Source organism: Streptomyces sp. CWNU-52B, assembly GCF_047444975.1.
GTDB lineage: Bacteria > Actinomycetota > Actinomycetes > Streptomycetales > Streptomycetaceae > Streptomyces.
The window spans coordinates 137,601-157,175 of sequence record NZ_JBLFJV010000016.1 but is presented as its reverse complement, the minus strand read 5'-3'; the positions used below and the strand labels follow the sequence as shown (position 1 = coordinate 157,175).

17 protein-coding genes and 2 pseudogenes are annotated in these 19,575 nt (G+C 71.9%); 8 read left to right on the top strand and 11 right to left on the bottom strand.

The window, feature by feature from the left end; all coding sequences use genetic code 11:
* Positions 1 to 536: 536 nt before the first annotated feature.
* The 3 genes from ACLVWQ_RS16845 (at position 537) to ACLVWQ_RS16835 (ending at position 3,326) form a co-directional block, all read left to right on the top strand.
* A complete protein-coding gene (locus ACLVWQ_RS16845; protein ID WP_414109555.1) occupies positions 537 to 929 on the top strand; it encodes a MerR family transcriptional regulator in 393 nt (130 codons plus the stop codon).
* A 179-nt stretch (positions 930 to 1,108) separates the two neighbouring features.
* Complete coding sequence (locus ACLVWQ_RS16840; RefSeq protein WP_414109554.1) at positions 1,109 to 1,993, top strand: hypothetical protein; 885 nt, start codon at positions 1,109 to 1,111, stop codon at positions 1,991 to 1,993.
* Between the two features lie 745 nt (positions 1,994 to 2,738).
* Positions 2,739 to 3,326 carry a GNAT family N-acetyltransferase gene (locus ACLVWQ_RS16835; RefSeq protein WP_414109553.1) on the top strand — a complete coding sequence of 196 codons (588 nt, stop codon included), beginning with the start codon at positions 2,739 to 2,741 and terminating at the stop codon, positions 3,324 to 3,326.
* Between the two features lie 82 nt (positions 3,327 to 3,408).
* Here the strand turns inward: ACLVWQ_RS16835 and ACLVWQ_RS16830 are convergent, their stop codons facing one another.
* Together ACLVWQ_RS16830 and ACLVWQ_RS16825 are read right to left on the bottom strand one after the other, a co-directional pair.
* Positions 3,409 to 4,440: a hemolysin family protein gene (locus tag ACLVWQ_RS16830; protein ID WP_414109552.1), complete on the bottom strand. Its 1,032-nt coding sequence runs from the start codon at positions 4,438 to 4,440 to the stop codon at positions 3,409 to 3,411.
* Positions 4,437 to 5,834, bottom strand: a complete 1,398-nt coding sequence (locus ACLVWQ_RS16825) for a hemolysin family protein (RefSeq protein WP_414109551.1) — start codon at positions 5,832 to 5,834, stop codon at positions 4,437 to 4,439. Before ACLVWQ_RS16825 ends, ACLVWQ_RS16830 begins: the two co-directional genes overlap by 4 nt.
* A gap of 315 nt (positions 5,835 to 6,149) precedes the next feature.
* Between ACLVWQ_RS16825 and ACLVWQ_RS16820 the strand changes: the two are divergent.
* Positions 6,150 to 6,995, top strand: a pseudogene (locus ACLVWQ_RS16820) (sporulation protein); the annotation flags it as partial.
* Positions 6,996 to 7,023: 28 nt separating this feature from the next.
* Here ACLVWQ_RS16820 and ACLVWQ_RS16815 read toward each other — a convergent pair.
* Positions 7,024 to 8,028, bottom strand: a complete 1,005-nt coding sequence (locus ACLVWQ_RS16815) for a M48 family metalloprotease (RefSeq protein ID WP_414109550.1) — start codon at positions 8,026 to 8,028, stop codon at positions 7,024 to 7,026.
* Between the two features lie 5 nt (positions 8,029 to 8,033).
* Positions 8,034 to 8,423: a BlaI/MecI/CopY family transcriptional regulator gene (locus ACLVWQ_RS16810; protein ID WP_414109548.1), complete on the bottom strand. Its 390-nt coding sequence runs from the start codon at positions 8,421 to 8,423 to the stop codon at positions 8,034 to 8,036.
* A 79-nt stretch (positions 8,424 to 8,502) separates the two neighbouring features.
* Between ACLVWQ_RS16810 and ACLVWQ_RS16805 the strand changes: the two genes are divergently transcribed.
* From ACLVWQ_RS16805 to ACLVWQ_RS16795, 3 genes are all read left to right on the top strand, one after another.
* Positions 8,503 to 9,078 carry a TerD family protein gene (locus ACLVWQ_RS16805; protein ID WP_414109547.1) on the top strand — a complete coding sequence of 192 codons (576 nt, stop codon included), beginning with the start codon at positions 8,503 to 8,505 and terminating at the stop codon, positions 9,076 to 9,078.
* Between the two features lie 59 nt (positions 9,079 to 9,137).
* Positions 9,138 to 9,335 carry a twin-arginine translocase TatA/TatE family subunit gene (locus ACLVWQ_RS16800; protein WP_414109546.1) on the top strand — a complete coding sequence of 66 codons (198 nt, stop codon included), beginning with the start codon at positions 9,138 to 9,140 and terminating at the stop codon, positions 9,333 to 9,335.
* A gap of 258 nt (positions 9,336 to 9,593) precedes the next feature.
* Entirely contained in the window at positions 9,594 to 10,451 is an 858-nt protein-coding gene (locus tag ACLVWQ_RS16795) for a hypothetical protein (RefSeq protein ID WP_414109545.1), read from the top strand.
* Here the strand turns inward: ACLVWQ_RS16795 and ACLVWQ_RS16790 are convergent.
* From ACLVWQ_RS16790 to ACLVWQ_RS16770, 5 genes and pseudogenes are all read right to left on the bottom strand, one after another.
* A pseudogene (locus ACLVWQ_RS16790) lies at positions 10,439 to 10,838 on the bottom strand (aldo/keto reductase); the annotation flags it as partial. The gene ACLVWQ_RS16795 and the pseudogene ACLVWQ_RS16790 sit on opposite strands and share 13 nt — an antisense overlap.
* Before the next feature lie 426 nt (positions 10,839 to 11,264).
* Positions 11,265 to 12,521, bottom strand: coding sequence for a cation:proton antiporter (locus tag ACLVWQ_RS16785; protein ID WP_414109544.1), 1,257 nt, complete (start codon positions 12,519 to 12,521; stop codon positions 11,265 to 11,267).
* A gap of 3 nt (positions 12,522 to 12,524) precedes the next feature.
* Positions 12,525 to 13,010: a cation:proton antiporter regulatory subunit gene (locus ACLVWQ_RS16780; RefSeq protein ID WP_414109543.1), complete on the bottom strand. Its 486-nt coding sequence runs from the start codon at positions 13,008 to 13,010 to the stop codon at positions 12,525 to 12,527.
* Positions 13,011 to 13,216: 206 nt separating this feature from the next.
* Positions 13,217 to 14,656 carry a flotillin family protein gene (locus ACLVWQ_RS16775; protein ID WP_414109542.1) on the bottom strand — a complete coding sequence of 480 codons (1,440 nt, stop codon included), beginning with the start codon at positions 14,654 to 14,656 and terminating at the stop codon, positions 13,217 to 13,219.
* Positions 14,657 to 14,692: 36 nt separating this feature from the next.
* Positions 14,693 to 15,208: a hypothetical protein gene (locus ACLVWQ_RS16770; protein WP_414109541.1), complete on the bottom strand. Its 516-nt coding sequence runs from the start codon at positions 15,206 to 15,208 to the stop codon at positions 14,693 to 14,695.
* Between the two features lie 518 nt (positions 15,209 to 15,726).
* Here ACLVWQ_RS16770 and ACLVWQ_RS16765 point away from each other — a divergent pair.
* Entirely contained in the window at positions 15,727 to 16,779 is a 1,053-nt protein-coding gene (locus tag ACLVWQ_RS16765) for a PucR family transcriptional regulator (protein ID WP_414109695.1), read from the top strand.
* Between the two features lie 52 nt (positions 16,780 to 16,831).
* On the opposite strand, the gene ACLVWQ_RS16760 is transcribed toward ACLVWQ_RS16765, so the two are convergent.
* Both ACLVWQ_RS16760 and ACLVWQ_RS16755 read right to left on the bottom strand, forming a co-directional pair.
* Complete coding sequence (locus tag ACLVWQ_RS16760) at positions 16,832 to 18,337, bottom strand: serine/threonine-protein kinase (RefSeq protein ID WP_414109694.1); 1,506 nt, start codon at positions 18,335 to 18,337, stop codon at positions 16,832 to 16,834.
* Positions 18,338 to 18,551: 214 nt separating this feature from the next.
* Positions 18,552 to 19,547, bottom strand: coding sequence for an FkbM family methyltransferase (locus tag ACLVWQ_RS16755; RefSeq protein WP_414109539.1), 996 nt, complete (start codon positions 19,545 to 19,547; stop codon positions 18,552 to 18,554).
* Positions 19,548 to 19,575 lie beyond the last annotated feature (28 nt).

The window sequence follows — 19,575 nt, the reverse complement described above, 5'->3', positions numbered from 1 at the left end:
CCCCGTACCTGCGCCCGCACCCGCGCCCGCATCCGTGTCCGACGTGGCAGTGCCCGCCGCCACCGCGGAAGCGGACGCGGTCGCCGCGAGCTGACCCGTAGGACGAAGACCGACCCACCAGTACAGCGAGAAGGGCCCTGCCGACGCGCGTCGGCAGGGCCCTTCCTCGTTTCTACGCCAAGATATATGGAACCCATGTCGATTAAAATCTATGTTTGCCAGAGTAGACATTGGCTTGGTCGGTAGCTAGGGTTTCTCCTGCAGACAAGGTCGAGACAGAGTCGAGCGGAGGGAGCAGACGCCATCAGGATCGCCCGGCCCGAGAGGGTTCGGACCGGGTGCCGCAAGGACCCGGACAGGAAGGTGGTCCCCGGTCGCACTACAGCGATCCCCGCACGCCCCGCCCTCTGCCGGGCCGGGCCGCGGAAAGAGCAGGTCGGCGCGACGGTGACGCCGGCAGATGGTGTTCAATTTCCTTCGGGGCCCTGGTGCCGTACGGCACCAGGGCCCCTCGACGCGTTGCAGAACGAGGTGACATGACAGCAGACAGTCCGCTGAGCGATCGTCTGGAAGACGACGACTATCCCGCGTACACGATGGGCCGGGCCGCCGAGATGCTCGGCACCACTCCGGGATTCCTCCGGGCCATCGGCGAAGCCCGGCTCATCACTCCGCTGCGCTCCGAGGGCGGGCACCGGCGCTACTCCCGCTATCAGCTCCGGATCGCCGCTCGCGCCCGCGAGCTGGTCGACCGGGGCACTCCGGTCGAGGCCGCCTGCCGCATCGTCATCCTCGAGGACCAGCTGGAGGAAGCACAGCGCATCAACGCCGAGTACCGCCGCGCCGCAGCCGCGTCCACATCCGCGAACCAGGCGGCGGACGGCTCCGGTTCGGTTACGGGCACAGGTACGGGTACGGGTTCCTCCTGAGCGGACCACCGGGCGAACCGGCATGAACCAGGTACGTGGGCGGACACGGGCCGCGATGTCCTGATGCGCACTGCATTGCGCGTGAGCCCCCGAGGAATCCGCGCAGGAGCGTCACAAGGGCTGCACCCGGCCTCACGAAAGTCTCGTTAGCGTGACTGCCCCTCGACCCTCACGTACCCATGTCAATTTTCAGGAAGACGCTGATGGACTACTGCTCCTCGTGTCGTCGGCATCTCAACGGTGCCCTGGTGTGCCCCGGGTGCGGTGCCTACGCCCCCGACATAGCACCCGACCTCGCTCCGGCCACCGCTTCGATGTCGATATGGGAGCCGGCGGCCGCCCTCCGCCCGAGGGACGCGGGTGAGACACCGGGGCCCGAGCCGGAGTCCGACCCCCTCAACGGCTTCGAGGGTGCGACCCCGGCACCGCAGGGACGGGCCGCACGCCGTCGCCAGCTCGCCCGCTGGAAGAAGAACCAGCGCCGGGCCGTGGTCGCGACCGCCGTCGCGCTCGTCGGAGGCGGCCTGACCTTCACCGCCCTTGACCGGCTCTCGGCCGACCGGGCGGAGGCGGCCACCGCGCCGGAGGCCGCGGGCCTGGGCTCCACGGAGGAGGCCTCGGGGCCCTCGGACCCGTCGTCGACAGGGCCGGACGACCAGCGGTCCTCGGCCGCCCCGTCCTCCCCTGCCACGCAGTCGCCCGCGAGCGACCGGTCCGACCGGCGGGCAGCTCCCGCGCCGACCGCCGTCACACCGCAGGGCACCCGGCCGGACACCCGTCCCGCGTCGGGTACGGCAGCGGCGTCCGACCCGCAGTCGCGGAACACCTCGTCCTCTTCGTCGTCTTCGTCGTCCTCGCCGTCCGGCGACACGGCGGGCGACGCCTCGCCCGCGCCGTCGGCGCCCGCCGCCGGTGACAGCACCGGCGACAGCGGTTCGGACGGGTCCAGCGACACCGGTGGCTCGGACGGCTCCGCCCCCGAGACGGGCACCACCCCGTCGACCCCGCCGGACGCGACTTCGCCCTCGGGGCTCTGTCTGCTCGGCGTGGTGTGCATCAGCTGAGACGAGCCGACGCGTGACCCGCCGGGCCCGGTGGTGGCTCCCGGGCCCGGTGGTTGCACCAGGACGGTCACCCGGCGTCACACCCGTGGGCGCGGGCCCGACATCCGGTGCGACGGCCGTCCCGGCCGCCGGTATGACGGTCGCCGCCGGTGTCGTGCCCACCGGCGGCGACCGCAACGCCCTTCGAACGCCGCCCCCCGGCGGCGGTCCAGGGCAGGAGATCCCCTGCCCGCTCGCGGCGGCACGCGGGAGTGCACCGCCGGCGGCTCCGCAAGGGACATGTGGAACAAGGACCCGCACGCGACAGAGCGGCGGGAGGAGAGAATGTCTCGGTGGTCGCGATCGCCTCGTCCTGGCGCCCGGAGTCAGGAGCTGGTGCACCCGGGGGCCGGGGGCGCGTAGGGAGGCCACCGTCGCGGCCTCGACACCGTTGACGAGCCCGATGAGCCTTTGCTCGTCAATGTGTTTCAAAGCGTAAGGGAGACCGGCGTCCGTGCACAGCCCCCGAGGGTGCCGACCCTCGGGTGACGGCGTCCGCAATCGCACTACGGCGAACGCGTCCGGTTCACGGCCCCCCTCACCCCCTCGCGTCTCCCCTTTCCTCCTTCACCCGGCCATACTTGAGAGGCCGTCATATGTGACGGAGCATCATCGACAAGTGCCGAGGCACCGTTTACCGCGGCGGCTCCTGCTGTGATGATGCCGAGTCCGGGGATGTCCGTCCCGCGGCCGGGGGGAGGCCCGTATGGCAGAGGTGTATTTGCGCAGGCTGTCCCGCTGGCAGGCGGAGCAGCAGCGGGACGCCGTCGCCGACGTGTACGTCAGCGCGTACCGAAGTGCGGCGGGGGCCGAACACCGGGACCGGCAGGGCTTCCTGACCCGCCTGGAGCAGCATGTGCAGCACACCGGGTTCGACATGGTGGTCGCCGACACTGCGGGGACGGTCGGCTGCGCGTACGGGTTCCAGGTGCCGCGTACCGGGGAGTGGTGGTCGCGCTTCCAGGGGGAGTTGCCCGCGGACGTCGAGGAACTCACCGCCTCGGGCCGTACCTTCCTGCTCGCGGAGCTGATGGTGCTGCCGGCCCATCGCCGTCAGGGAGTCGCCACGCGCCTGGTCGAGCGGCTGTTGATCCGGCTCGAAGCCAACCTGATCGTCGCGGCCACGTCGGCGGCCACGGGCCGGTCCGGCGACGCAGAGGACGGAGGCGACAGCGGTCCGCGGAGCGCGGCGGCGGAGACCTTCCGGGCCTGGGGCTGGTCGAGGTCCGGTGTCTCCACCGACGGCCCCGGCCAGGTGCCCCAGGAGGTATGGCTCCGCAGGCCGCAGCGGTGACCGACCCGCGGTCACCGCCCCGCTGCCCCCCCCTCGGCCACCGACCCGCGGTGGCCGGACCCCGACGCTCGGGTCCTGCCGGTCAGACGCCCGCGGGGGACGGTCCGACCAGCTCCGACAGGACGTCCTCCATGGTGACGAAGCCGAGGACCTTGCCCGCCTCGCCGGTGACCGCCGCGAGGTGACTGTCCGCGGCCCGCAGCGCGGTGAGCGTGTCGTCGAGCGGCGTGTCGATCCGGACCCGGGTCACCGGGTGCAGCGCCTCCCTCGGGAACGGGCGGTCGCGGTCGGTCACACCGAGGGTGTCCTTGATGTGCAGGTAGCCCAGCAGCGTGCCGTCCGCGCCCGTCACCGGGAGCCGGGAGAAGCCGGCCTCGGCCGCCGCGCGCTCCAGCCGCGCGGGGGTCACGGTGTCGTCGACGGTACGCATCCGCTGGGCGGGCACGAGGATCTCGCCGACCGGGCGGGTGCCCAGCTCCAGGGCGTCGCGCAGCCGTTCGCCGTCGGCCGCCGTGAGGAGTCCGGCCTGGCTGGAGTCGACGACCATCCGGGCGAGCTGGTCGTCCGTGAAGGCCGACTCCACCTCGTCCTTGGCCTCGACGTGCAGCAGTCTCAGCAGGGTGTTGGCGAAGGCGTTGATCCCGAAGACGAACGGCTTGAGGGCCCGGGTGAGGGCCACCAGGGCCGGGCCCAGGATCAGCGCGGTCTGCGCGGGCGCGGCGAGCGCGATGTTCTTCGGGACCATCTCGCCGATCAGCATGTGCAGATACGTCGCCACGGTGAGCGCGATCACGAAGGCGATCGGGTGCACCAGGCCGTGCGGGATGTGCGCCGCCTCGAAGGCGGGCTCCAGCAGGTGCGCGATGGCCGGTTCGGCGACCGCGCCCAGCACCAACGACGAGACGGTGATGCCGAGTTGGGCGGTCGCCATCATCGCCGAGATGTGCCGCAGGCCCCACAGGGTCATCCTGGCCCGTTTGTTGCCCGCCTGGGCCAGCGGCTCGATCTGGCTCCGGCGCACGGAGATCAGGGCGAACTCCGCGCCGACGAAGAACGCGTTGGTCAGCAGGGTCAGGGCGCCGATGAAGAGCTGGACGGTGGTGGACGTACTCATCGGGACTCCCGCACGCTCTGGGCAGCCGGCTCCTGGGCCGGTTCGACACCCGACTGGTCGGCAGACCGGTCGGCCGGCTGGTCGCTCGGGGGGTCCGCCGGGCCGGTGACGCGGACGCGGTCGGCCCGGTGGTGCGCCACGTCGAGGACGTCCAGCCGCCAGCCGTCCAGGTCGAGGACGTCGCCCACGGCCGGGATGCGGGCGAGCCGGGTGGCGACCAGGCCCGCGACGGTCTCGTACGGGCCGTCCGGGGCGCGCAGGCCGATCCCGGCCAGCTCGTCGAGCCGTACGCCGCCGTCCGCCTCCCAGACCGCGCGGCCGTCCGCCGCGGCGGGGGCGGGCAGCAGGTCGGGGACCTCGACGGGGTCGTGCTCGTCGCGGACCTCGCCGACGACCTCCTCGACGATGTCCTCCACCGTGGCCACGCCTGCCGTGCCGCCGTACTCGTCGATGACGACGGCCATCGTGCGGGCCGACCGCATGCGTTCGAGGAGCCGGTCGGCGGGCAGGCTGTCGGGCACCAGGAGCGCGGCGGTGGCCAGCTCGGTGACGGGTGTCACGGCCCGCTCGGCGGGTTCCAGGGCGAGTACGTCACGGATGTGGACCGTGCCGACGACCTCGTCCAGGCTGTCGCGGTAGACCGGGAAGCGGGACAGACCGGTCGCGTGCGCGAGGTCGGCGGCGTCGGTGGCCGTGGCGTGCGCCTCAAGGGCGCGCACGTCGACGCGCGGTGTCATCACGTTCTCCGCGGTCAGGTCGCCCAGGTGCAGCGTACGGACGAACAGTTCGGCGGAGTCGGGCTCCAGGGCGCCCTGCGCGGCCGAGTGCTGGGCGAGGGCGACGAGTTCCTCGGGGCCGCGCGCGGAGGCCAGTTCCTCGGCGGGCTCCAGGCCGAAGCGGCGTACGAACCGGTTCGCTGTGTTGTTGAGGTGCCGGATGAACGGGCCGAACGCCGCCGTGAAGCCGCGCTGCGGACCCGCGACCACCTTGGCGACGGCCAGGGGGCGTGAGATCGCCCAGTTCTTCGGCACGAGCTCGCCGACCACCATCAGGACGACGGTGGACAGGACCACGCCCAGGATCGTCGCGACCGTCGAGGCCGCGCCGCCCAGGCCCACCGCCTTGAGGGGCCCTTCCAGGAGCACGGCGAGCGACGGTTCGGCGAGCATGCCGATCACCAGGGAGGTGACGGTGATGCCGAGCTGGGCGCCGGACAGCTGGAACGTCAACTTCCGTACGGCCTTCAGCGCGCTGTCCGCACCCCGCTCGCCCGCCTCGGCGGCCCGCTCCAGATCACCGCGCTCGACGGTGGTCAGTGAGAACTCGGCCGCCACGAAGACGGCGCAGGCGAGCGTGAGCGACAGGGCGAGCAGAAGCAGCAGGATCTCGGTCACCGTGCCACCCCCGCTCCCGCACGCATGCGTCTCGGGCCGGGAACGGCACGGTCGGTACTGGGAGGTTCACCCATGGTGGAACCGCTGCTCCTTGGTCGTCGTCAGATCTCGCCCAGTGTAAAGGAATAGCAAAGTGCGCTGTCCAGAGATGTCCGGGGTCGAGTGGCGCAGGTCACGTTCCCGCCGGCATGGCGGGCGGTGACGAGGGAGAAGCGGGTGGCCGCCGGGGAAACCGGGGGCCCTTAATGTTCTACAGGTACGTAGAAAAGGTACGTGGCGACGAACCCACCCGCACATGAAGGAGTGGACCCCTCGATGGTGTTCAAACGGCTGCTCGGATCACTCGGCGTGGGCGGCCCCACGGTGCACACGGTCCTGAGCCCGGCCCCCGTCCTGCCCGGCGGCGCGCTGTCCGGCGAGGTCCGGCTCAAGGGCGGTGACGGGGACTTCGACATCGACCGGATCACGCTGGAACTGGTCGCGGGCGTCGAGGTCGAACACCCTGAGGGGGAGCACGAGAGAGGCGACGGAGGCGAGAGCGCGGACGTGGTCGTCTTCGACCGGTTCGCCGTCGGCGGCGACGGGTTCCGTCTCGCCGCGGGCGAGGAGCGGACCGTTCCGTTCGCTGTCACGCTCCCCTGGGAGACCCCCGTCACCGAGCTGTACGGGCGGAAGCTGGACATCGTCCTCGGCCTGCGTACGGAGCTGTCGGCGGCCGGCGCGCAGGGCAGGGGCGACCTGGACCGGCTGGACGTGACGCCCCGGCCCGTGCAGGAGGCGATCCTGGCGGCCTTCGGGCAACTGGGCTTCGGCTTCAGGTCCGCGGACCTGGAACCGGGCCGGATCGGCGGCACCGCCCAGCAACTCCCCTTCCGCCAGGAGCTCGACCTCACCCCGTCGGCCGGATACGCCCACGCGGTCGACGAGATCGAGCTGACCTTCCTCGCCGCCCCCGCCGGTACGGAGGTGGTCCTGGAGGCGGACAAGCGCGGCGGCGTCCTCTCCTCCGGGGACGACGCGCTCGCCCGGTTCACCGTCGCCCACGAGGGGGTCGGACACCAGGACTGGAACACCGTGGTCGACGGCTGGGTCCGGCAGCTGGTCGAGCACCGGGACGCGTACGACCCGGACGCGGCGTACGGCCACGACCGGCGCCAGGGGGCTTGATCCCGCCCGGGGCGCGCCCTCGTCACAGGGGCGTCGCCGCGTGGAGGATGAGGATCATCGTGACCGCGGAGTTCGCGGAGGACATCGCGGAGACGGCCGCGCCCGCCGCCGCCGTCCAGGCCGCCAGGCCCACCGCGGTGAACACGGACGGCCAGCTGCGGACGGCCGGCGCCGGGCCGAGGAGGGCGGCGACGCGGCGCGGCACCGGGCCGGGGGCCGCGAAGCCCGCGAAGCCCGCGAGCGTCGGGGCCGGTGCGCCCCGGGAGACCAGGGCCGCCCTGCCGATCGCGACGGCCACGGCGCGGCGGTCGCCGATGGTACGGGCGGCGTCCTCGTCGGCCCAGCGTTCCGTCGTGTAGGACACCGCGGTGCGCAGCGGGCGCAGGAACGGGTTGGCACGCGCCGCCAGCCGTACGGCCAGCAGGAACCGGTGGTGCCCGCCCGTCAGATGCGCCCGCTCATGGGCGAACAGGGCCCGGCGCTCGGCGGACCGCAGCCGGGAGAGCAGCGCGGTGGTGACCACGACCCGGCCGCCCCTGCCACCCTGGCCTCCCCGGCCGCCATCGCCGTCTCGGGTCCGGGTCCGGCTCCGGGTCCGGGTCGGGCCCGGCAGCGCGTACGCGTACGGCGTCTCGTCCGGCAGCACGGCCACCTCCGTGCCGCGCACCCCCGCCAGCGCCCGGTGCGCGCGGCGGCGCGTCCTGCGGTGCCGCCACAGCGACCTGCCGCAGGACCACGCCACGGCGAGGAGGGCGGGAATGGCCGCCTTGCCCGCCACCTCGTCGTACGGGACCGCCGCGCGCACCTCGGGGTCCGACCAGCCGTCGGGCAGCGGGTTGCCGGGCAGCTGAGCGGTGCCGACGACCATCAGCAGCCCGAGGCACACCGTGCTGCACACCGCCATGACCACGGCCACGCCGGTCAGCAGCCGGGTGGCGGTACGCGGGTGGAGGTGCTGCTCGGCCAGCCGGGCGACCGGCCACGCCGTCAACGGCAGGATCAGCGGCAAGAAGACGAACACCCCCATGGGTCTCAGTCTTCCCTCTCCGGCTCGGGGTGGCCCAGCAGTTCACGCAGCAGACGTTCGTCGTTCGGCTCCAGGGAGGTCACGAAGCTCGCGAGCACGGCCTCCCGGTCCCGCTCGCCGTCCAGCACCTTGCGCATCCGGCGCGCGGCGAGGCCGGCCTCGTCCGAGGCGGGGGTCCAGGCGAAGGAGCGGCCCTGGCGCTCCCGGGTCACCGCGCCCTTGGCCCGCAGCCGGGTCAGGATCGTGATCACCGTCGTGTAGGCGAGGTCGCCGCCGAGGTGCTCCTGCACCCAGCCCGCGGTCGCGGGGCCCGCAGCCGCGCGCAGGGCGGACAGGACCTGCGCCTCCAGCTCACCCTGTCCCCGGCGCGGGGGACGCTGCCGCTGGTCCGTCACGTCCTGTCTCCTTCCTTATTTTCTACAGTGCTGTAGATTTTTTACCACGATGTACGTCCGTACGAACAAGGAGTTCGCAGTGGGAGTTTCCCTGGCCAAAGGCGGCAATGTCTCGCTCAGCAAGGAGGCGCCCGGTCTGACCGCCGTGCTGGTGGGCCTCGGCTGGGACGTACGGACCACGACCGGCACCGACTACGACCTCGACGCGTCCGCCCTGCTGGTCGACGCGTCCGGCAAGGTCCTCTCCGACCAGCACTTCATCTTCTACAACAACCTCAAGAGCCCCGACGGCTCGGTCGAGCACACCGGCGACAACCTCACCGGTGAGGGCGAGGGCGACGACGAGTCCGTCAAGGTCGACCTCGCCTCGGTGCCGGCCGAGGTCGCGAAGATCGTCTTCCCCGTGTCCATCCATGACGCCGAGGCCCGCGGGCAGAGCTTCGGGCAGGTCAGGGGCGCGTTCATCCGGGTCGTGAACCAGGCGGGCGGCGCGGAGATCGCACGCTACGACCTGTCGGAGGACGCCGCCACCGAGACGGCGATGGTGTTCGGGGAGCTGTACCGCAACGGCGCGGAGTGGAAGTTCCGCGCGGTGGGCCAGGGGTACGCGTCCGGCCTGGCCGGCATCGCGTCCGACTTCGGCGTCGGTGTCTGACCTACCCGGACCACTCGGACCCCTCGGATCTCTCGGACCCCTCGGAAGACAGGATCAACATGTTCGGACTGAGCGAACTCGCCGTCATCCTTGTCGTCGTCATCGTCGTCCTGGCTGTGAAGAAGGGGCCGGATCTGGCTCGTTCCGCGGGGAAGTCGGCGCGGATACTCAAGGCCGAGAAGAAGGCGGCCACGACGGATGAGGACACGCCGGCGCCGCGGGTGATCCCGGGGGAGACGGTGGACCCGGGCCGCTAGGGCCTGTCGCTCCCGGCTCCGGGCGTAGATCGTGGTCCTGCTGCCGGAGGGCCGGTTCGGACCTGGGTGCGGCCACCGTTGATCATCGTGAGGTGTGTTGACTGACGAAGAGACGGTGGCCGCAGGTCGCAGCAGAGAACCCACCCGTTGGCGGGACGCGTTCGAGGGCCCGATGCGCATCCTGGCGGAGCTCCGGGGGCAGCCACGCTGCTGACGACACCGGATACCTCTCACCGCACTACTGCTACGGTCGCGTCCATGGCGCGCGCGGTCTCCACGGATCAGGCTGTTGATCTACGGGTGCAGCAGGTTGACGAGGTTCTTGATCACGTCGAGCGGTCTCTGCAAGTGCGGCTGCTCCCGGACACAATGGTGCGCAAACGCCGGTCCGTGGGGGCCAGAACCGACCGCGAAACCTGGGTGCGGATCGAGCGGCGCCTGCTCGACAAGATCCCCGACCAGGGGTGGAACGGCACTGAGAGTGCCGCGCGTCTGGACGGCATCGCCCGGCCCGAATGGCACGGGTGTGTGGTCTGGCGGGCCGCGGACGGGCCGGTGACGTGGCGGGCCGACGAGACCGAGCTCCTGCCAGGGGCTCCCGTCGGAAACGCCATCCTGAGCGAAGCCCCGCAACTACCGGACGACTGGTGGGTGGCGTTGAACGCCTCGCTGGACGCGCTGGCGGCCCAGCGCACGAGGCGGGTCGCCACACCGGACACCGACACCATCACCCAGTCCCTCGTCACCGAGTCCATCCGCGGTGCCTTCTCCGACGGTTTCGACACGGCCGTCGAGCGGTGGGTGCCGGCCCACGCGGATCTGAACTGGGCCAACCTGACCGCTCCGGCGTTCAGTCTCTTCGACTGGGAGGACTGGGGCAACGCGCCCCTGGGGCTGGACTCCGCCTCGTTGTGGGCGAGTTCCCTTGCTGTCCCGGCTCTGGCCGATCGTGTACGGCACGAGCGCCGGTCCGACTTCGAGAGCCGGGACGGCAAGTTGATGACGTTGTTCGCCTGCTCGAAGATCCTCGGGCCGTACGCGCACCCGGAGGACCCTCGGCTGGAACCCGCCCGGCGCATGGCCGAACAGGTCGTCAAGGAACTTCAGGCAGGCTGATCGCACAAGCGGTCCCGAAGGAGACTCCGGTACTCCTCGATGGTTCGCTCCTCGACTTCACCGGCCAGGGCGCCGACGAGTTCGCCCAGATGGGCGGGTTCATCGGTGCCCACGGCGACTAAGTCGACCCGCGGGAGGTGATACGCGGCTCTGAAGGCCGCCTGCATGCGGGAGAGCCGCCCGCCGTCCCGGAGAAAGACGCGGGTCGATCCGGGCCCACACCGGGTCGCTGGTACCGCCCCCGAAGGGGCTCATCCCCCACACCTCACCGCCGCCCAGGTCCCATGCCTTGGTGAGGGCATCCGCGGCATCCAGCGTTCTGGCTCCGACCAGCAGGCCGGCACGGGTCATGAGGACTGACGGCCTCAGTACGGCCGGCCCGACCAAGCAGGGCCTTGCCTTCAGCTACGTGATGAACAAAGTCATCGGGGAAGCTGACGATCTGCGGGCACACGCAGCGGCGCGAGGAACCGCGCGCTCAGCCACAGACGGCGGTCAGCCGAGACGCCACCGTGAGCCCCGCCCACCGCAAGGAGCGCGAGGAACCGCGCGACCAGCCCCTACCGACCCGCACCCGGCAAACCGCCACGCCCCCACCCACCCCAGGGGCGCGAGGAACCGCGCGCTCAGCCACAGACGGCGGTCAGCCGAGACGCCACCGTGAGCCCCGCCACCCCAAGGGGCGCGGGGAACTGCGCGACCAGCCACAGACAGCGGTCACCCGAAACACCACCACGAGCCCCACCCACCCCAGGGGCGCGAGGAACCGCGCGACCGGCCACCGCCGGCCCGCACCCTGCGAACCGTCCCGGATCACTTGTCCGCGGGAGCGTCCGGGCTCGGGACCAGGTCCCTGTTCTGGGGGGACTCCGACTCCGGGTCCAGCTCCGTGTCCCGGGGCGCGGAGCCACCCCTGCGCCCCGTCACCCACGACGCCACCGGCTCCGCATACCGCGCGGTCAGCGGACCGATGATCACCAGGATCAACACGTACGCGGTCGCCAACGGCCCGAGCCGCGGCTCGATGCCCGACGTGACCGCCAGCCCCGCGATGACGATCGAGAACTCCCCGCGAGCCACCAACGTGCCGCCGGCCCGCCACCGCCCCTTCGACGAGATCCCCGCCCGCTTGGCGGCCCAGTACCCCGTGGCGATCTTCGTGCCGGCGGTGACGACGGCCAGCGCCAGCGCGGGCAGCAGCACCGGCGGAATCGTCTCCGGGTCGGTGTGCAGTCCGAAGAAGACGAAGAACACGGCGGCGAACAGATCCCGCAGCGGCGACAGCAACCCGTGCGCCCCCTCGGCCACCTCCCCCGACAACGCGATACCGACGAGGAACGCGCCCACCGCGGCCGACACCTGGAGCTGCTGGGCCACACCGGCGACCAGCAGGGTCAGACCCAGCACCACCAGCAGGAGCTTCTCCGGGTCGTCGCTGGAGACGAAGCGCGAGATGTGCCGCCCGTAGCGCACCGCGACGACCAGGACGAGCCCGGCGACACCCAGCGCGATGGCGAGCGTGGCACTGCCCGCCGCGATCCCGGCACCGGCCAGCAGCGCGGTGATGATCGGCAGGTAGACCGCCATGGAGAGGTCTTCGAGGACCAGGATGCTCAGGATCACCGGCGTCTCACGGTTGCCGAGCCGGCCCAGGTCGCCGAGGACCTTCGCGATGACACCGGACGACGAGATCCAGGTCACTCCGGCCAGGACGACGGCCGCCACCGGCCCCCACCCGAGCAGCAACGCCATCGCCGCGCCGGGAACCGCGTTCAGCGCCGCGTCCACCAGGCCCGCCGGGTACTGGGTCTTGAGGTTGGAGACCAGGTCGGTCGCCGTGTACTCCAGGCCCAGCATCAGCAGCAGCAGGATGACGCCGATCTCGGCGCCGATCGCGACGAACTCCTCACTGGTGCCCAGCGGCAGCAGCCCGCCCTCGCCGAAAGCCAGCCCGGCGAGCAGATACAGAGGAATCGGGGAGAACTGGAAGCGGCCGGCGAACCGGCCGAGCAGCCCCAGACCGAGGATGATCGCGCCGAACTCGATCAAGAAGACCGCGGATGAATGCACGTGTCACTCCCTTCCGAGTATGGTCGCGGCCGACTCCACGCCCTCGCGGGTGCCGATCACGATCAGGGTGTCCCCGCCCGCCAGCCGGAAGTCCGGCGGCGGTGACGGGATGGCCTCGGCCCGGCGCAGCACGGCGACGATCGACACACCGGTCTCGGTACGCATACGGGTCTCGCCCAGCAGCCGTCCGTTCCAGTACGAGACCGACGACAGCTCGATGCGTTCGGCCACCAGGCCCAGCTCGGTGGTGGAGAGCAGGTTGGGGCTGTGGTGGGCGGGCATCAGGGCGTCGATCAGCGCCGCGGACTCTCCTGCGGAGAGCCGGACGGACAGGGCGCAGGCGTCCGGGTCGTCCTTGCGGTACGCGCTCAGCGTGCGGCCGCCGTCCCGGTGCGCGACCACCGAGATGCGGCGCTGCTCGCGGGTCGTCAGGTCGTACCGCACCCCGATTCCCGGCAACGGCGTACTGCTCAGGCGTGGAGTGCCCATGACTGGTCCCCTGTCCGATGTCGATCTCAGTGTGCGTTCACCCTACCGAGGGAGTGGCGTAAGAGTTTTTCCGAGGCTTTACTTTCGCGCTCCGGCGCGGACCCGTCCGTGGCTGAGCGCGGAGTTCCCCGCGCCCCTGAGAACGGCGCGGGGAACTCCGCGAACACCGGTCCGTCAACTCGTCGGTCCGTCTGCTCGTCCGCTCGTCAGTCCGTCACGTCGACCTTGCCGTTGGCGGTCTCGGCCGGGACCGGGGCCGGGACCGGGGCCGGGGCCGGCTTCGGTGCCGTGATGCCGCGGAGCAGCGCCGCCAGGTCGACCCCCGTCGTGGAGTTGAGCAGCTCGACACCCTGCGCCACGTTGTCCGCGACCGTGCGGGACAGCTGGCTCGCCCCGTCCGTCGAGATCACCGTCATCTTGTCGATCGCGCTGAGCGGCTCGGACGCCTTGGCGACGACCTGCGGCAGCACCTCGACGAGCATCTGGAGCACCGCCGCGTCGCCGTACTGCGAGAACGCGTCGGCCTTCTTGCTCATCGCCTCGGCCTCGGCGGCGCCCTTCGCGCCGATCGCGGCGGCCTCGGCCTCACCCTCAAGGCGTACGGCGTCGGCGAGCGCGGCACGGTGCGCCTTCTCGCCCTCACCGGTCAGCCTGGAGCGCTGCGCGTCGGCCTCGGCCTGCTTGACCAGCGAGACCCGGCGGGCCTCCGCCTCCTGCTCGGCCTGGTAGCGCGCCGCGTCGGCGGGCTTGCGGACCTTGGTGTCCAGCTCGCGGTCGGTCAGCGCGGCCTGCCGCTGCGCGACCTTCTCCTGCTCGGCGAGCACCTCCTGGCTGCGCGCCGCCTGGGCCAGCGGACCGGCCGCCGCCGCGCGGGCCGCCGCCTCGTCCGTCTCGGCCTTGATCTCCGCCGTCTTGAGCGCGAACGTCCGCTGGGCGATCGCGATCTCCTCCTCGGCCTTCAGCCGGGCCTGCTCGGCGGCGCGCCGGGCCACCGCCTCCGCGATGTCGGCCTCCTGCTTGGCACGGGCGGCCTCGGGACGGCCGAGGTCCTCCAGGTACGAGCCCTCGGTGGTGATGTCCTGGATCTGGAAGGCGTCGAGCACCAGGCCCTGCCCGGACAGACTCGCCTCGGCCTCCTCCGCGACCTGCCCGGCGAACGCGGCACGGTCCCGGATGATGTCCTCCACCGACATCCGGCCCACGATGGAGCGCAACGCGCCGGAGAGCACTTCCTGGGTGAAGCCGACGATGCCGTTCTGCTGCATCAGGAACCGCTGGGCGGCGGCGCGGATGGAGTCCTCGGTGCCGCCGACCTTGACGATGGCGACGCCTTCGAGGTTCGCCTTGACGCCGCGCAGCGTGACCGCACCGCGCACCGAGATCGGGATGTGCCGGCTGGACAGGTCGAGGGTGAACTTCTGCTGGACGAACGGCACGACGAAGACACCGCCGCCGACCACGACCTTCTGGCCGCTGTTGTCGGTCATCACCCGCCCGGTGTCCGGGTCGGTGGACTTCTTGCCGCGCCGCCCGGTGACGATGAAGGCCTGGCTGGGCCCGGCCACCTTGTAACGGGTCACGACGACGAGTGCGAGCAGGACGAGGAGTACGACGACTCCCACGACCGCGACGAGCACTGGACTCATGCTGGATTCCCCCTTCTTTCTTTCTCTGTACGACCGTCAGCGCTGGACCGGGCGGACCGCCACCGACGTCGGTGACAGGGATTCCTCGACCCAGATCTCGGCGCCCCTGGCCACGGCCTGCGGACTCCTGGCCGCGAGTTTCAGCGGCTGACCCGCGAGATACACGAGCACCTCGCCGTAGCCGTCGGCCGGGATCGGGGTGACGACGGAGCCCGAGCTGCCGACGAGGTCGGTGCCCCGTGGTGTGGCGTCCGGATCGTCACGCATCAGGGCCCGGCTGAGCCGCCAGGTCAGCCAGCCCGCCGCGGCTCCGGCGACGACACCGACCGCGGTGGCGGGCCCGGCCCCGAGCCCGGTCGTACCGAGCACGAGCGCCCCGCCGAAGCCGAGCATGGACACGAACCCGGCGACGACCGGCAGCGAGAGCAGCCCGTCGAACAGGCCGTCGAGGAAGCTCGCACCGCCGAAGAGCCCTTCCAGCACGCCGTCGAAGACCAGCGTCAGAAGCAGCAACACGATCCCCGCGATGCCGAGACCCAGAAACAGAGTCATGCGGTCCGCCTCCCCCGTACACGCCGGTCACCTCGATCTACCCCCATTGTGCCAGGTTCGTACACATGTACATATTGCTGGAACCCGGCAGTCTTAACGCGTTCTTGATGCCGTATCCGCACGCGCGGCGCCGCTCACGTCGGCCCGTACCCACGCCCGGCATCAAGAGCGCGCGAACACTGCCGGGACCCGGCAGTGCGGCCGGCCGCCCTCCCGGAGCACCATGGCCGAGCGGAAAACGGGGGAACCCACGGGGGACGCACCACGGGGGACACGGGGGACGGACGGGGTCCCGGCACCGGACAACCGGTGCCGGGACCCCGTCCCCCGCCCTCCGCGCCTGCCCTCGTTCCCGCCGCCGGCTCCCGGCCACCGGGAGCCTCCCGCCGTGCCGAGGAGCACCGACGTCCTCCATGCATCTTCCGTATCCCGGCAGCGAACCCGACCCTCGTCGTACCGCCGCCCTCCCCCATGCGCTAAAAAGGCGTCGTCGGCTCATCGACGAACCGGGGGAGCACATGGCGGCACAGGACGTACCCGAGGAGTACCTGGACGGGTACGCCCACATCCTCGCGGAGGCCTCCGCCACCGGCCGCCGGCTGACCCGTGACGAGCTGGACTCCCGGCGCACCCTGGGCAAGCGGGCCGCCGAAGCGGGGTACGGGCTGCGCGCCCTGGTCGGCGCGCACCTCACCGCCGCCCGCGTGCACTGGCCCGTCACGGCGGGCGAGAGCACCCTCGCCGCCGTCGAACAGGCCGTCGACGCCTTCGCCGAGGGCTACGAGCGGGCGCAACTGCTCGCCGTACGCCAGGAGGAGGCCGCGCGCCGGGAGTTCATCGACGACCTGCTGCACGGCCGCAGCGACCTGGGCCTGCTCGCCGAACGCGCCGAACGCTTCGGGCTGCGCCTCTCGCACGCGCACGCCGTCGCCGTGGCGCGGGGCAGGGCCGGATACGACGAGGGGGACACGGTGCCCCGCGAGGTGGAGCAGGCGCTGATCGCCAGGTTCGGCGACCGCAGCATCCTCGTCACCACCAAGGACGGACGGCTCGTCTGCATCGCCCCGGGCGACCAGGACGACGTGCTCTCCTTCTTCGCCAAGCAGGCGTACGCGGCCACCGACGGCGGGCAGGTCGCCATCGGCCGCTCCCAGCCGGGACCCGGCGGGGTCGTCCAGTCCTACGAGGAGGCCCTGAACGCCCTCGACCTGGCCGAGCGCCTGGAGTTCGACACACCCGTGCTGCGCTCGGCGGACCTGCTCGTCTACCCGGTCCTCACCCGGGACCGGCAGGCCATGGCCGATCTGGTGGTCACCGCGCTCGGCCCCCTGCGCACGGCCCGCGGCGGCGCCGAACCGCTCCTGGACACCCTCACCGCGTACTTCGACTCGGGCTGTGTCGCCGCGGAGGCCGCCCGGCGCCTGTCGCTGAGCGTGCGCGCGCTCACCTACCGTCTTGAGCGCATCCACAAGCTGACGGGGGCGAACCCGGCGGACCCGGTGCACCGGTACACGCTGCAGACCGCGGTCATCGGGGCACGGCTGCTGGACTGGCCGGAGAAGGACTTCTGAGGGGCGCTGCTCCTCAGCGCCCCTCGCCACTCCTCGTCGTCATCGCCCCGCGTCACTCCTCGTCGTCGTCCCCGTCGTCCTCTTCGTCACCGGCACCGGCCCCGTCGCCGGCTTCCTCGCCCGGCCGGTCCTTCTGTTCCTTCGCGGTCTTGTCCGGCTTCCCCGGCTTGCTGCCGTCCCCCGCGGGGCCCGGGTCCTCCTCCGTGACCGGCGAGGACGCGGTGGGCTCCGTACCGGCACCGTCGGGTGTGGTCCCGGACTGCTGGTCCTCCGTCCCCGCGGCGGGCTGTCCGGGGTCCGCCCCGCCGGACGATCCCGTGGTCGAACCGGTGGAGGACGTCGGGTCGCCCGACCCGTCCTCCGTCCCCGTGTCGTCCGGCGAGAACATCGACATGCCCACGAGCACGGCCACCACGAAGAGCACGGCACCGGCGAGGATGCCGAACACCCGGGGCCGTCTGCGGACCGCGGTGCCGACTCCGGCGCGGGCGCCACCGCCGCCGGCCGGGCGGCCCCGGCGCGAGGGCGCGGAGCGGGTGGCACGGGCGGAGTGCGAGGAACGCGTCGACTGCCCCGAGTGGCCCGAGCCGGCCGAATGGGCCGAGTGGGCCGCGGGTTCGGCGCGGGCCGCGCGGGCGGAGCGCCCGGTCTGCTGCCCGGCGGTCGGCGGCAGCCGGTACGTCGTCGGGGCCCCGTCGCTCGACCCGGGCTGCGGTGGCGCGGACGCGTAGGACGGCTGGGCCCGGGTCTGGGTCCGGGGCGGCGACGGTGCGGCCACCGGCAGCGGTTCGGGCCGGCCCTGCCAGGCCCCCGTGCCGAACCAGTCCGCCACCGCCTGCGCCGTGGGCCGGTCCTCGGGCTGCTTGGCGAGGAGGCCGAGGAGGTAGTTCTCGAAGGCGGGCGGCAGCTGGGCACCGCGCTCCCGGGGCGGCACCGGAGCCATGTCGATGTGCTGGTGCAGGGTGACCGTCGCGTTCTCGGCCTGGAACGGCGGTCTGCCGGTGAGGAGCTGGTAGAGCACACAGCCCAGGGAGTACACGTCGGACGCGGCGGACGCCGGGCGGCCCAGGGCGCGTTCGGGAGCCAGATACAGACTGGTGCCGACGATCTGGCCGGCCGTGGTGAGCGCGGACGACGGGTCGTCGACGAACCGGGCGATGCCGAAGTCACCGATCTTCACGGTGCCCTGGGCGTCCGCCATGAGGTTGCCGGGCTTGATGTCCCGGTGCACGATCCCCTCGCGGTGCGCGGCGGCGAGCCCGGCGGCGGCCTGGGCGGCGATGGTGGCCACCCGTTCCGCGCCGAGGGTGCCGGACGCGGTCAGCTCCTGGGCGAGACTGCGGCCCTCGACCAGCTCCATGACCAGATAGAAGCGGTCGTCCCAGGCGCCGAAGTCGAAGACGGCGACGACGTACGGATGACTCAGCCTGGCCGCCGTCTGAGCCTCAAGACGGAACCGTGCGGCCGCCGCGCTGTCCGCCTCGTCGCCACCCAGCAGCAGTTTGACGGCCACGGCACGGCCGAGCACCTCGTCGGTGGCCTGCCACACCTCGCCCATCCCGCCTCGGCCGATGGACGCCTGCAACCGATACCGCTCCGCGACGAGCACCAGCGAATCATCCTCAACACAGCAGAAGGCCAACACGACGACCGCGAACGGCACTTCATGCGATGCAGAAGCACGGGTGGGGGAGATCCGCAGCAGGGCTCAGCCTACCGACACACACTCCCCACCGACGCCCACCCCAGGAACACACTCGGCCGGGCTCGGCTCAGGCCGCACCCGAACCTCTCGACCCGGGCCGCACCATCACACAGTCGAACTCCACGACCCGCCCGGTGGCCGGCTCCCGGGTGACCGGATACATCCCGGTGACCCCGAACCCGGCGGCCTCGTACGCGGCGACGGCCTCACCCATCGCCGGGCTCCCCTCGTACAGCTGGAGCGCCGCGACCTCGGACTGCATGCCGACGAACTCCGAGATCCGCGTCCCCGCCCCGGCGAACACCTCCAGGTCGAAACCCTGCGTGTCCATCTTCAGATACGGCCGGGGGTCGTCGATGCCCTCCAGCGCCTTCTGCATCACGTCGTCGAGCCGGCGGATCTCGATCTCCTCGGTGTTCCCCTTGGCGAACCGCCGGTAGCGCTCCTTGCCGTACTCGCTGGGCGGCAGCAGGGAGTTCATGGACTTCCAGTCCACGAAGATGGACTGCACGCCCTCCTCGCGCCCGAGCGCGAAGTTGTAGACATGCCAGTCGGGGTCGTTCTCGGCGGACTTCCGCAGCTTCTCGAAGGTGGCGGAGACCGGCTCGAACGACACGATGCGTCCCGTGTAGCCGAAGCGCCGCAGGCCCTTCCCGTACTGCCCGCTGTTGGCCCCGACGTCGAACACGCAGTTCACCCGGTTCAGTTCGAGGAGCGCGGCCACGTGCTGCGTGCACAGATAGTGGGCGGCGGCGAGCTGGAACTCCCGCTCGGCGTCCGCCGGTACCGCCTTGTCGAGGAGCAGCCGCGCACCGGTGTCGCCGAAGGGCACACTCGTCGTCGTCCGCTCGACGGCCCCGCGCGCCACCACCCAGGTGTCGGCGCCGGCGTCCGTGACCGTGTACCGCCCCTTGCCGCGGGTCACCAGCTCGGCACCACGCCCCACGGGCACGACGGTCCGCTCGCCCCGCCGGAACACCAGGGCCGTACCGGGGCCGAGATCGACCACCTTCACGCCTATTCGGGGAAGGAGTCCGAGCAGTCTTCTGTAAAGGGTCTGCATCCGGTCAGCCTGGCAGAAGACGCCTCGA

Coding starts and splice junctions, on each gene's coding strand:
- ACLVWQ_RS16845 (WP_414109555.1), top strand. CDS start 537: ATGACAGCAGACAGTCCGCTGAGCGATCGTCTGGAAGACGACGACTAT.
- ACLVWQ_RS16840 (WP_414109554.1), top strand. CDS start 1,109: ATGTCAATTTTCAGGAAGACGCTGATGGACTACTGCTCCTCGTGTCGT.
- ACLVWQ_RS16835 (WP_414109553.1), top strand. CDS start 2,739: ATGGCAGAGGTGTATTTGCGCAGGCTGTCCCGCTGGCAGGCGGAGCAG.
- ACLVWQ_RS16830 (WP_414109552.1), bottom strand. CDS start 4,440: ATGAGTACGTCCACCACCGTCCAGCTCTTCATCGGCGCCCTGACCCTG.
- ACLVWQ_RS16815 (WP_414109550.1), bottom strand. CDS start 8,028: ATGGGGGTGTTCGTCTTCTTGCCGCTGATCCTGCCGTTGACGGCGTGG.
- ACLVWQ_RS16800 (WP_414109546.1), top strand. CDS start 9,138: ATGTTCGGACTGAGCGAACTCGCCGTCATCCTTGTCGTCGTCATCGTC.
- ACLVWQ_RS16795 (WP_414109545.1), top strand. CDS start 9,594: ATGGCGCGCGCGGTCTCCACGGATCAGGCTGTTGATCTACGGGTGCAG.
- ACLVWQ_RS16780 (WP_414109543.1), bottom strand. CDS start 13,010: ATGGGCACTCCACGCCTGAGCAGTACGCCGTTGCCGGGAATCGGGGTG.
- ACLVWQ_RS16775 (WP_414109542.1), bottom strand. CDS start 14,656: ATGAGTCCAGTGCTCGTCGCGGTCGTGGGAGTCGTCGTACTCCTCGTC.
- ACLVWQ_RS16770 (WP_414109541.1), bottom strand. CDS start 15,208: ATGACTCTGTTTCTGGGTCTCGGCATCGCGGGGATCGTGTTGCTGCTT.
- ACLVWQ_RS16765 (WP_414109695.1), top strand. CDS start 15,727: ATGGCGGCACAGGACGTACCCGAGGAGTACCTGGACGGGTACGCCCAC.
- ACLVWQ_RS16760 (WP_414109694.1), bottom strand. CDS start 18,337: ATGGGCGAGGTGTGGCAGGCCACCGACGAGGTGCTCGGCCGTGCCGTG.
- ACLVWQ_RS16755 (WP_414109539.1), bottom strand. CDS start 19,547: ATGCAGACCCTTTACAGAAGACTGCTCGGACTCCTTCCCCGAATAGGC.